This is a genomic window from Nostoc foliaceum FACHB-393, assembly GCF_014698505.1.
Lineage (GTDB): Bacteria > Cyanobacteriota > Cyanobacteriia > Cyanobacteriales > Nostocaceae > Nostoc > Nostoc foliaceum_A.
In genome coordinates this window covers 1-11,557 of the sequence record NZ_JACJTD010000035.1, presented here as the reverse complement: position 1 = coordinate 11,557, position 11,557 = coordinate 1, and the positions used below count along the sequence as shown (strand labels likewise).

The 11,557-nt window shown below is 41.3% G+C and carries 9 protein-coding genes; 4 read left to right on the top strand and 5 right to left on the bottom strand.

Going from position 1 to position 11,557, the window contains the following annotated elements; all coding sequences use genetic code 11:
• Nucleotides 1-44 precede the first annotated feature (44 nt).
• Together H6G92_RS24435 and H6G92_RS24430 are read left to right on the top strand one after the other, a co-directional pair.
• Nucleotides 45-323 carry a hypothetical protein gene (locus H6G92_RS24435; RefSeq protein ID WP_190896639.1) on the top strand — a complete coding sequence of 93 codons (279 nt, stop codon included), beginning with the start codon at nucleotides 45-47 and terminating at the stop codon, nucleotides 321-323.
• A 572-nt stretch (nucleotides 324-895) separates the two neighbouring features.
• A complete protein-coding gene (locus tag H6G92_RS24430) occupies nucleotides 896-3,211 on the top strand; it encodes a transglutaminase TgpA family protein (protein ID WP_190896744.1) in 2,316 nt (771 codons plus the stop codon).
• Between the two features lie 376 nt (nucleotides 3,212-3,587).
• Here the strand turns inward: H6G92_RS24430 and H6G92_RS24425 are convergent, their stop codons facing one another.
• Nucleotides 3,588-4,268 carry a uracil-DNA glycosylase gene (locus H6G92_RS24425; RefSeq protein ID WP_190896636.1) on the bottom strand — a complete coding sequence of 227 codons (681 nt, stop codon included), beginning with the start codon at nucleotides 4,266-4,268 and terminating at the stop codon, nucleotides 3,588-3,590.
• Nucleotides 4,269-4,460: 192 nt separating this feature from the next.
• Between H6G92_RS24425 and H6G92_RS24420 the strand changes: the two genes are divergently transcribed.
• Entirely contained in the window at nucleotides 4,461-5,159 is a 699-nt protein-coding gene (locus tag H6G92_RS24420) for a phosphoribosyltransferase (RefSeq protein ID WP_190896635.1), read from the top strand.
• A gap of 27 nt (nucleotides 5,160-5,186) precedes the next feature.
• Here H6G92_RS24420 and H6G92_RS24415 read toward each other — a convergent pair whose 3' ends face one another.
• The 4 genes from H6G92_RS24415 to H6G92_RS24400 form a co-directional block, all read right to left on the bottom strand.
• A complete protein-coding gene (locus H6G92_RS24415; RefSeq protein WP_190896633.1) occupies nucleotides 5,187-6,287 on the bottom strand; it encodes a tetratricopeptide repeat protein in 1,101 nt (366 codons plus the stop codon).
• A gap of 472 nt (nucleotides 6,288-6,759) precedes the next feature.
• Nucleotides 6,760-7,230, bottom strand: coding sequence for an NADAR family protein (locus H6G92_RS24410; protein ID WP_190896631.1), 471 nt, complete (start codon nucleotides 7,228-7,230; stop codon nucleotides 6,760-6,762).
• Between the two features lie 349 nt (nucleotides 7,231-7,579).
• The gene (locus H6G92_RS24405) at nucleotides 7,580-8,422 is read right to left on the bottom strand and encodes a cyanophycinase (RefSeq protein ID WP_190896629.1); all 843 of its coding nucleotides are present in this window, start codon (nucleotides 8,420-8,422) and stop codon (nucleotides 7,580-7,582) included.
• Between the two features lie 347 nt (nucleotides 8,423-8,769).
• On the bottom strand, nucleotides 8,770-8,973 hold the full coding sequence (locus H6G92_RS24400; RefSeq protein WP_190896627.1) for a hypothetical protein: 204 nt from the start codon (nucleotides 8,971-8,973) through the stop codon (nucleotides 8,770-8,772).
• Nucleotides 8,974-9,279: 306 nt separating this feature from the next.
• Here H6G92_RS24400 and H6G92_RS24395 point away from each other — a divergent pair, with 306 nt between their 5' ends.
• Complete coding sequence (locus H6G92_RS24395) at nucleotides 9,280-11,190, top strand: acetate--CoA ligase family protein (RefSeq protein ID WP_190896625.1); 1,911 nt, start codon at nucleotides 9,280-9,282, stop codon at nucleotides 11,188-11,190.
• Nucleotides 11,191-11,557: the final 367 nt, after the last annotated feature.

Genomic DNA, 11,557 nt, shown 5'->3' with positions numbered 1-11,557 from the left:
CTAGCAACAGGGTGCTTACTTGTATCGTTTGCGGAACTTAAGGCGTGGAATTAACCAGTGGGTGTAGGCTTACCCTCCACCCCATAACTGATTTTTTGTGGGTACTCGTCAGTACACTCGGTTACTACCAAAGCCTGAGAAACGAGTTAGTTTCTTGTGTTCTGCTAATTTTGCCTCGCCTCTATTTTACCAAGCCACCAATTTTCCAAAACGAAATTTATTCGCTGGCATTGTTTTTTATACAAAAATATGTTCTCTCTTGGTATCAATACGGTTCAGTTAAGGGCTACTGGCAAAAATTTTGGGTTTTTGAGACGCGATAAATCGCCGTCTCTACAAGTTTTTTGGTCTTATCTGAACTGTATTGCTCTTGGTATTACAGTTCACAGTTTTTGGTAACTTTATATACTAACGCACTTGGGTTAAGGCTAAAACTCTTTATCAAAGTCAATTTATTTAACTTAGACGCATTCACGGAGCTTCTATCTGCGACAGGCTGCGCGTACCCCTCCGGGGAAGCAAGCTGCGTGTAAGTGTCCCGCAGGGAACGTAGAGAAGCAGCTACCGCAGAGGCGCAGAGAACGCAGAGAGAAAAAAGAAATGCTTAACCCAAGCGTATCGCGTTACTTCTAAGGGAAAGTAAGTTACATCTGTTCCTTTGCTTTTCTTGTCCACCAGAAGAAGGGAAGCATAAGGAAAGGATAACAACAGGGTTTTCAAACTCCAGCGAGGGGTTTTAATTTGTAAAATACGCGCTAAACCTTCATAGTTGCTTAAAGGCAGGATAAGAAAGCTTCTTCTAAGGGGAATACTTTAAAGTAGGGCGAACAGTTTCGTCCTCAGCATAGTTTCCGTGGCATCTACACTTAGACTCGAAATGCTCAACTTATCCAAGATGAATCGGTTTTGGCGTGTCCCTGTAGGTAATTTCTGGCAGCAAAATCCGCAGGGGTCGCCTTTGATAGAAGTGGAAGATTCAATTTCCTTGCGGGTGCTGGTGCTAGCGTTGGTTATTTTGGGAATTGGGGCGACAGATATCGCGGCTGAAACTTCATTCAGTTTTTGGGCGTTACCTTTAAGTGTATTAGGTGCGATTTGGAGTTACTATCGTCGCCGCGATGCCAATGTTGCAGTTAAGTTTTGTATCGCTATAGGAATGTTAGTAGCACTGGGTGCTTTCTTTGGACGGTTGGTGGGGGAGTTGAATGATACGCGGTTGAGTTTAGCAGAGTTATTAATTCAACTCCAGGTGTTGCACAGCTTTGATACACCCCGCCGCAAAAATTTGGGTTATTCGATTGTTATAGGACTAATTTTATTGGGTGTGGCGGCAACGCTAAGTCAAACTTTAGCATTTGCACCTGTGTTGCTGTTATTTTTAGCGATCGCTCTCCCAACTTTAATATTAGACTATCGCTCACGCTTGGGTTTGCAGCCCTTAAAAACTCAAAAGGAAAAATTCAATCAGAAGAATTCCTCAACTCTTAATTTTAAATTTTTAATTCTGACTTTTTTGCTAATTGTCAGTCTGGGGCTGGCAATTTTTGCTGTTTTACCCAGATTCCCTGGCTATCAGTTACGGAATTTTCCTGTAAGTTCTGCTATTCAAGTAAAAGGCAGTTTCACAGGACGTAGTATCATCAATGCCGGTTATGTCCGCCAAGGTAATGGTAATAATCAAGGCAGTGGTAGCGGTGGTACAGGACAAAACCGAACTGGTCAACCAGGTAAAGTAGATAATAACTTTTATTACGGTTTTAATAGCCAGATTAACCAAAACTTGCGGGGCGAGATGAAACCTAAAATTGTCATGCGGGTACGATCGCAAGCTGAGGGTTTTTGGCGAGTTCTAGGATTTGACCGTTATACAGGTAAGGGATGGGAAGTTTCCCGTAATGATAATGTTACAACCATCAGGCGATCGCCTTGGTCTTACCAAATTTTCCTGAACCCACCTTTGATTACTGGGAAAACCCAAGAGATAGTGCAAACTTATACAGTGGTGGCGGATTTGCCTAACCTAATTCCGGCGATGGCTTATCCCAAAGAGATTTACTTTCCGACACCAATGATCGCGGTTGATACAGAAAATGGATTGCGATCGCCTGTGGAATTATCAGAAGGACTCACCTACACAGTAGTTTCTGAAGTACCATACCGCGATCGCACTTTATTAGGTCAAGCTTCTAGTAATTATCCGCAACAGATTAAAAAGCATTATCTGCAAATTCCTCCTGAAATTGCTGAAAAAGTTCGGCAACGCACCGAAGAAATTCTCGCTAACTACAATCGGGAACGAGTCGCAAAGTCTTCTAAAAGCCTAGATTCACCCTATGAAAAGACTCTTTACCTAGCTCAATACCTCAAGCAAAACTACTCTTTTCCCCAAAATCCCTTAGATTTGCCTTATTTGGGAGAAAAAGATGACTTAGTAGAAGCTTTTTTATTCAAATATAAAGGTGGTTATCCAGACCACTTTTCAACAGTTCTCACGGTAATGCTACGTTCTATTGGTATCCCAGCGCGATTGGTAGCAGGGTTTAGTGCAGGACAATTTAATCCATTTACAGGGCTATATATTGTCCGTAATACTGATGCTTATGCGATGACAGAAGTATATTTTCCCAAATATGGCTGGTTTGCCTTTGACCCGATTCCCAATCATCCTCTAATACCACCTTCAATCGAGGATACTCAGACTTTTAGTGTATTACGCCAGTTGTGGCACTGGGTTGCTGGATGGCTACCATCTCCAGTGACAGGTTTGTTGAATAATGTATTTGGGACAATATTGAAGTGGGTGATTAGAGCGATCACTTGGTTTTTAGCTTTATTCTCCCAAGGTTGGTTCGGCGTATTGACTGGCTTAATTGTGGGTACTACAACGGCTTTCTTAAGTTGGCTGGCTTGGGGTCAGTGGCGAGAGTGGCGCAATCGTCGATGGTTAAAGAAATTGCCAGCGATGGAGAGCCTTTATCAACAAATGCTGCAATGGACAAGCCAAAAAGGTTTAGGTAAGCATCCAGCACAAACACCCTTAGAGTATGCCAGAGGATCATACCAGCATCATGCTCCAGCAACTGCTGAGGTAATAGATGAGATTAGCCAAGCCTATGTTGGCTGGCGTTATGGTGGTCATACTCCTAACTTGAAGCGACTGCGAGAAAGATGGCAAGAACTGAAAAAGGTAACTCACGATCAGGCAAACTGAATTTACAGCCAAAAGACCTCTAATACCAATTCACGAAAATCCTAATACATTTAGATTTATCGTAGGGGCATGGCATTGCCCATTGGTGTCAACTGAAACTAAATTTATGGAAACAGATGAAATACCTATGGGATTGTTTTCACTATTGTTGATGATAGTGTTCAGATTTTGTTTGTGTGACACACTGCTCAAAAACTAATAATAGATGAATTTGATGAGGAATAATTTTGGTGAGTTATATTTCCTTGACTGACTGGACGTAATGGTAACTTAAGCCAGGTGCGTAGGCGTAGCCCGCCGTAGGCATCGCTTCCACTTCAATCAAAGCAGGCGATCGCAATTAGTGAAATAATATAATTTAAGCGAATTTATCAAATTAGCTGTGATTTTGAATTTCGTCTAACTTGGCACGCACTGCCTGAATATCCTGCCACATCAACCATTTAGGCGCACCTCTTTCTTTAGAAGGGTTACGCAGCAAGTAGGAAGGATGAAAAATTGGCATACATAAACGCCCTTCCCACTCCAGCCATTGTCCGCGAATTTTTGTAATCCCCCGCTTATCGCCAGTGATACCTTTGACAGCAGTTGCACCTGTTAACAGGATTATTTTAGGGTCAACTAGGCGAATTTGTTCTAGTAAGTAGGGTAGACAAGCCGCCACTTCCACAGGAGTGGGAACTCTATTATCTGGTGGACGACATTTATTGATATTGGCAATGTATACATCTTGCTCAGTAGTCAGATTCACAGATGCGAGAATTTTCTCCAGCAACTGTCCCGATCTGCCTACAAATGGTAAGCCGGTTTCATCTTCATTTTGACCAGGCGCTTCCCCTATAACCATAATTGGTGCTTTGAGATTACCGCGTCCGACGACAGCATGAGTCCGAGTGTCTCCCAATGCACAACGGTGGCAGCTATTGCAATGCTGTGCCAACTCCGTCATGGCAGAATAAGTTCCGGGAGCGATCGCAATTTTAGCGTCTGTAGGAATCAGTTCTCGTTGGTTAAGGGTTGAGTCGTCGAAGAGACTGAGTTGGGTTTCGCTGCTCATGAAAATTAGGATTTTGGCATCAGCACCATCTGTCTTATCTGAGTTAAATACTGCTCTGGTTGGAGATTTATCAAGATAAATAGACTTTTGCTGAATACTTAATTATTTATACAAATCTTATTGTATCAGTTAATTTGAGACAAAATTCAGTCATGATAAAAGCAGTGCCGTCCTAACATGCTGGGGGAAACCATGTCACATACCCCATTTTTCGCCGATCGCACCCATGCGGGTGAGGAATTGGCGCAAGTGATTCATGATGTTTTGACTCAGCAAGCTATTGATTCTGGGGTAAAGCCTATACCAATTGTTTATGCTTTGCCAAGAGGGGGTGTACCAGTAGCAGCACCAATAGCACGTCTTTTGGATTGTCCGTTGACAATTGTTGTGGCGAAAAAGATTACCCATCCAGAAAACCCAGAGTTAGCAATTGGTGCAATCACTACTTTTGGAAATGTGCTTTGGACTGATCAAAAGCTATTTCGCCTTAAACATGATGCGCGGTGGCGGGAAGTAGCTTTAAATAAAGCGATCGACCAAGCTAAATCTCTTGAGGCTCAATTAATTCCTGCTTGTCCGCAGGTGAATACAGAGAATGCTACGCTCATCTTAGTTGATGATGGCATTGCTACGGGTATGACAATAGCGGTAGCGGCAGTTGCTATCAAAACGCTTTCTCCAGCAGCAGTTTGGCTATGTACTCCAGTAGCGCCACAAACATTGCTACCCTGGTTAGAACAGTGGGGCGATCGCACAATTGTCTTGGAAACACCAGAACCTTTTAGGAGTGTGAGTAATTTTTACGCCCAATTTCCCCAAGTAGATACATTAGAAGTTCTCGTATACCTCCAGCAACAAAAGACAATAGGGGAAATGGATCTGTGTGAGTAATTTTAAATTGTTTCCCTGTCTTGCTTTTTAACTATTTGGAGATGTTCCTTGCTGGTATTGCATAGCTTTGGCATAATCGCCCAAGGCGTAGCAAGCAGCTTTCAGACTCGCAAGAGCTTGTTCTTCACTGCGCCGATCTTTAATCTTCCTAGCTAATAGCAAACGTTCTTCATAATACTTAATGGCTTTAGCATAATCACCCAAAGCTTCACAGGCAACTCCTAAACTACCTAAAGACTGTTCCTCGCTACGCTTGTCTTGAATTTCTTTGGCTAATTGCAAACGTTCTTCATAATACTTAATAGCTTTAGCATAATCGCCTAAGGCATAACAAGCATTCCCCAAGTTCTTTAGCACTTGAGAAGCACTGCGAACATTTTTTAATGAGCGTGCTATCACTACACATTGCTCATAATAAGCGATCGCTTTTGGGTAATTGTCCAAAGCATACCAAGCATTACCCAAATTCTTGAGTACCTGTTCCTCTCCCCAATTATCTTTGAGTTCGCGCACAATCTCTAGGCTTTGCTGCTGATACTCAATTGCTTTTGTAAAGTTGCCTAAAGCTTTATACACCAATCCCAAATTATTCAGTGCCGCCACTTGACTTCGTTTGTCTTGCAACTGTTGCGTTATTTTCAAACACTTTTCCAGAAATTCAATAGCCTTGTTATGGTCATTCAGGTGACGATATGCATTGCCTAAATGGGAAAGTGCTTGCATTTGCACTGCTAAATCTGAGGTGTTCTTGAGCAAAGACAGACACTGTTGTGAGTAGGAGATAGCACCTTTGTAATCTCCAGCGCTGTAAGTTACCAATCCTAAAAAAGAAAGTGCCTGTGCTTGTTTTTGCAAATCCCCAACTGCCTGAAACAGCCCCAAGGATTGTTGTAAAGACTTCAGTGCTGCTATTAATTCACCAGTTTGCTGCTGTTGAATTCCTTGGCGTAGTAGATTGGATGCTTCTGATAAATTTTCGTCACTTTCCTGTAAAGGTAATATTTCTGCTTGTGAACCAGAATCAAATTCATGAGTAATTGTATTACGCTTCACTGGTTTTAAGTATGTTATGGGTAATTGCAGGGGAACTGTATTTTTCGATCTGTTATTCCATTCGTCTTTAGACATCAACCCTTACCTGTTAAGTCTGTTGTTAAATCTAGTGTTCCCAAAACCAGAAGGTATCTTTCATCAGGTTGGTTTACCACAGCCTACGTTTAGCAGGGGTGAGAGTTCATCATAAGCGATCGCTTCGTTATTGAATCGTTGATCGAGGCTTTCAGATTACCACCTATGAAGAGTAATAACTATAATTGTTACTTAGCCAATAGTAAACTTTCAAATATAAAAACGTCTTTAAAGCACAGAGTGTCAATCCTGGGAAGAATTGCTGCTTTTAACCTACTCAACAAGGATGTAAATTTCAGAAGTTTAGGCGAGTGTGTTTTTAAAACTAGAAAATATAAAAATATTTTTTCAAGGCAATGTATTACTAAAAGTGTGAGCCTAGTAATCTTAGTTTCACGCCTTTAATTGTCTGTCTCGGCTTTAATATCGATTATAAAAGTCGATATTGAAGCAAGCATTCATAGCAAGAATGTTATTTAACATTTCTATTATCAACATCTGCGCTGTATGTATGGTGCAATATCTCTCGCACCTCCATTAAAATTTTTCCTAGCATATTTTTACCACTACCATCGGCTCCGCAACCCCAGTAAAAATCGATGGGCGAGTTTTCAACAATTTCTGCATTGCCTGTGGAAAGTAAGATATCCCTGATATCTGTATGAGTTTGAAATTTACATAGCACAGCTTGCCGCATGATGTCGTCTTTAACTTGTTCCCAATCTTGACGTAGGGGACGGGTTCTTTCACGCCCCATTCTTGCCGCATCTTTGGGTGTTTTGACTAGGCAGATTTGTTTTACATGAGGTGTACCTACAAACTTTTGCGCTTGAAAGTAGTGTTCGCTAGTTGGCCAATACAATCCATCTAATTCAAAACCGTGCGGCGAAAAGTTAGAGAAACAGCCATATTCTTCACGAGTGCTATAAAAGTAGATTGTCATAGAAGTTGATAAGCTGTTCTATATATAGTGTGCATATCTAAATTTAATCAAAGTCTTGTGAGATGGACATTTTACCCGCCCTAATTATACAAGTTAAAGGTGGAACAGCTTTTTAAATTGCGTAACATAGTTTAGTTAATTCTTGCCTACTTACTTAGTTGTAGGAGTTTGCTAAATTTAAGATAAAAAATATCAATAATTAATCCTCCCTTTCCTCCTGAAAATGCGGGGCTATGTCCGCTATTTCTGAGAGGATTTGGGAGGATGTTCAAGAGATAAATGTCACTAATCTTCTAAGTATTAATTATTGACTCAATTTAAACGCACCTGTTAAAAGTTAGGTGTTGATTCAACCAACAGGTACAGAAACATTTGGCACAGAGACATTATTTAGGATAGGCTGGCGGGTTTTCAGATCAAACTTGAAACCATGTGGCAAAATATGAAGCTTTGCTCCGCAAATTGCCAAAGGTTCATCCTTCAATATTTCGCCCATATTGTTGTATGTAGCCTCTGATTCATCGACAATCGTAACCGCACCTTCACCAATCACTTCAATTTGGTTATCTGTAACTACCATAGCGGTATTCTCGTCAATACCGAATCCCAAAACAGCAGGTTCTAGTATTAAAGCTGAAATTAAGCGTCCTAAGCGTCCACGCTGAGAAAAATGCTGGTCAATTACCACTCCTGGTAAAAAGCCTAGACCGGGGCCCATTTCGACGGTTTCAATGCGAGGATGTGTCTGTGAATCACCTTCCACTATCATTTTATCTGGCATCACGGCTGCTCCAGCGCTTGTGCCTGCAATAACTATACCTTCAGAGAACCGTTGATGAATCGCCTTATCTATTTCGGTACCCTTGAGGATGCTGGTGATGCGAGCTTGGTCTCCCCCAGTAAAAAATACCCCAGTTGCTTTACTAATTGCTTCTAATGCGGTAGATGAAGATGCATCTTCGCGGGTTTCTGTATCAAGGATGCGAACATTCTCGGCTCCCAATCGCTCAAAAACTCTAATATAATTTTCTCCGACTTCTCTTGGTAATTCTGTCGCTGCCGTCATAATCACAATGTACGCCTTCGTACCGCCAGCGCGTCGCACAAAGTCCCGCAGAATTTGGGAATCTCCATCCTTGTCTTCAGCTCCGCCAATAATTACCAACTGCCGTTTGGAATTACTTTCCACCATGATGGCTCCTGATGTGAGTTAATAAATTTCACTAAATCATGACAATTAAACTATCAAATCATCCCTTTGGTAGATCACCTGATAGAAGGTAGTATTAAAATTTCTTTGCGAGCGGCGATCGCATCGCAATTGGGATCAACAGATTTTTCGGAAAAATTACATAAAAAGCTATCCTCATTAATTTTCGTTGACGTAATAAAACCCATAACACCAAGTACCTCTAGAAATATTTTCTAGAGGCATTGTTGATTATCTTCTTACTAATTGCCGATTGAAAATTTATCGTGCAATTGTTAAATAACTGATATTAACTCTAGCCAAGTAAATGAAATGTTTGATGGTAATTCCTAATGAATACGACTTCTGTAAAGCAAGTTAGTTAAGAAAAAACGTGCTTGTTCCAGTGGCAGATGCCTGGGTTTGCCTTGGTAGACAATTTGATACTCATTCATGTCCGGGCCGTCACCGTGCCCAGAAATCAGCTTTTGGTGAAAAGCTTCCTCAGCAAGTTGCCGAATTTCATCTCTTAGAGCAGCTTTTGTGCTATTCATGCTTTGCTGTCTTTTCAATACCGCACATTTATTTATACAAACTATTGGGTGAGTGTTGTACCCTTCAAAAGTTATATCTTTGACTATTCATGAGGATGAATTGGCTTTGCTGAGGAAGGGGTGATTAAATTATGCCTTGAGATAGTTGAAAATAGTTACTAATAAAGTTAACTTGGGTTCTGATTAGATCAATGGCTGTTGCCATCACTCTCCAAAAATAATGTGAATCAATTTACAATCAATAAGTCTGAGTAACCATAACTCAGTATCTAAATTTCAGGGTGTTTAGCCAAAGGTTCGTAATCAATGGTTCTACAAAAAAGCAGTGATTTAGTCCGCATTAATGCTAGAAGAACGGATGTATTCGACATTTTCAACTTCAAGCATTATGTTGGGCCCAACCCCTATTTAGATATAGGGGCGCTAGTATTTGACTTTGCTCTAGTTGACTCTAGAGAGCCTTTGCCTGTTGAAGATTATATTGCAAGCATTGGCGATCGCTATCCACAACTGGGCAGCCAAAGCTACGAATCTTATGCTCATCTTTTTGCCCAAGTTGTATCCGAAGTCGGAAAGCTGGACATGGATTTGCACCTTAAACGTTGGAGTGTTAAGCCATATCCTGATTTCGTGCGGATTAGCGTCCAATCACTACATGAACGCACAACTAGAGAGGTAGTTTATTTTGTTTGGGATTGGTTTGAAGCTATTACCCAAGACGAAGACTTTACCTTTGATGAACAGTTGGTGAGGCTGCAAAATAAATTCCGCGCATCTGTCTATGGTGGCCCCACGGTTTATGCCCTATTGCGAACAGCCTACGAAAAAGGTATTCCCGCGTTTTATTTGTGGGAAGAAGGATTAATGCAATACGGGTTGGGAAAAAAACATGTCCGCGGGGTAGCAACAACATTTAACTGTGATAGTCATCTAGATTCGGAGTTTACCACCCGTAAAGATGACTGCAAGGCATTTTTAAAAACGTTGGGTTTCCCAGTCCCTGAAGGTGATATCGTCTTCTCTGAAAAGGAAGCCTTAATCACAGCCAGACAAATTGGCTACCCAGTGGCAGTTAAGCCAGTGGTAGGTCACAAAGGAATTGGTGTCACGGCTGATGTGCAAGACTCCAAAGAACTGGAATCTGCTTATAATAGGGCGCTGGCAGCGATTCCCGAAGATCAGCTAACTCGGATAATTGTTGAGAAAAGTATTTCTGGATCAGATTTTCGCTTGTTGTGTGTAAATGGCAGATTTGTTGCCGCCACAGAACGCCGTCCAGCATCGGTTGTTGGTGATGGCTACTTAACGCTTGCAGAGTTAATCCGTCTAGAGAACCGCAAACCTGCACGGCTAGACACACCTACCTCGCCGATGAGTAAAATTCAGATTGATGAAGCGATGGAACTCTACTTAGATGAACAGCGCTTATCATTAGACAGCGTTATTGAGAAGGGTCGCACTGTTTACCTGCGTAAAGTTGCCAATCTTTCCGCTGGCGGTATGAGCATCGATGCAACGCACACGGTTCATGATGACAATATTATCTTGGCGCAAGATATTGCCCAACACTTCCAGCTGACTTGCCTTGGTATTGATGTCATCACCAAAAGTCTCTCGGAATCTTGGAAATCCAGTAACTTTGCTATCTTAGAAATCAACGCTGCACCAGGCGTTTTAATGCATCTTAAACCTTCTGTTGGTGAAAGCGTTGATGTGCCTTCTCATATTTTAGAAACCTTTTTTGAGTCGGGTACAGATGCTAGGATACCGATTATTACCTTTAATAAAATATCAGTTGAAGAACTGCAAGTAACGATTGACCATATCCTTTTACAACATCCCAACTGGACAATAGGTGCTGTTTGTCGTGATGCAGTTTTTGTGAACCGGGCGAAAAAAGTATTAAGTAAAGATTACAACAGCAATGTCCAAACTTTGCTGCGTCATCCAAAACTTGATTTGCTGATTGCCGAGTATGCGGAAGACATCCTAGATGAAGAGGGCATGTTTTACCGAAGTAGCAATATGGTAGTTTTGGATAATCCCACCGAAACTGAGATGATGTTAGTCCGGGATGTTTTCGATGGTTCTACTGTGGTGATTAGAAAAGGCAACGATATTTCTATTCGTCGCAAAGGGTTGATTGAAGATTATACTTTGGGTGAAGATGAACCATTTACACGAGTTTTTTTGAAAGAAACTGGAACGATTTTGTGAGCTAAGTAAATAGGTGCTTAATTGCCTTCTCGTTTGAATGAGATATAAAGTTTTGTGATTACCACATTTTTGTAATAGTCAGCCTACGAATCAAATCCTGGGCTACATAACAAAAGTCGGTTTTAACTGATATCTTGCATCATTCTGGATTAGCACCATCATCCGCCAGGAAATTTCTTTCCTGGCCAATAGCTCAAGTCCATTCAAATGGAGCGAAATCTTTTCTCAGTCTTGTAACTAATACCAATTTAATGTGAAGCTGCATAGAAAAGAGCTTCCAAGATAAAGTTATAAGAAGAGACAGAAATTACTTGCTCAAATGTAAGTTGGTCGAATATCTCTTGGATGCGTTCGCGTAAAGCTTGTA

What these genes read in the sequence shown, in the direction of transcription:
- H6G92_RS24430 (WP_190896744.1), top strand. Translation starts at nt 896, where the DNA reads ATGAATCGGTTTTGGCGTGTCCCTGTAGGTAATTTCTGGCAGCAAAAT.
- H6G92_RS24425 (WP_190896636.1), bottom strand. Translation starts at nt 4,268, where the DNA reads ATGAGCAGCGAAACCCAACTCAGTCTCTTCGACGACTCAACCCTTAAC.
- H6G92_RS24420 (WP_190896635.1), top strand. Translation starts at nt 4,461, where the DNA reads ATGTCACATACCCCATTTTTCGCCGATCGCACCCATGCGGGTGAGGAA.
- H6G92_RS24415 (WP_190896633.1), bottom strand. Translation starts at nt 6,287, where the DNA reads ATGTCTAAAGACGAATGGAATAACAGATCGAAAAATACAGTTCCCCTG.
- H6G92_RS24410 (WP_190896631.1), bottom strand. Translation starts at nt 7,230, where the DNA reads ATGACAATCTACTTTTATAGCACTCGTGAAGAATATGGCTGTTTCTCT.
- H6G92_RS24405 (WP_190896629.1), bottom strand. Translation starts at nt 8,422, where the DNA reads ATGGTGGAAAGTAATTCCAAACGGCAGTTGGTAATTATTGGCGGAGCT.
- H6G92_RS24400 (WP_190896627.1), bottom strand. Translation starts at nt 8,973, where the DNA reads ATGAATAGCACAAAAGCTGCTCTAAGAGATGAAATTCGGCAACTTGCT.
- H6G92_RS24395 (WP_190896625.1), top strand. Translation starts at nt 9,280, where the DNA reads ATGGTTCTACAAAAAAGCAGTGATTTAGTCCGCATTAATGCTAGAAGA.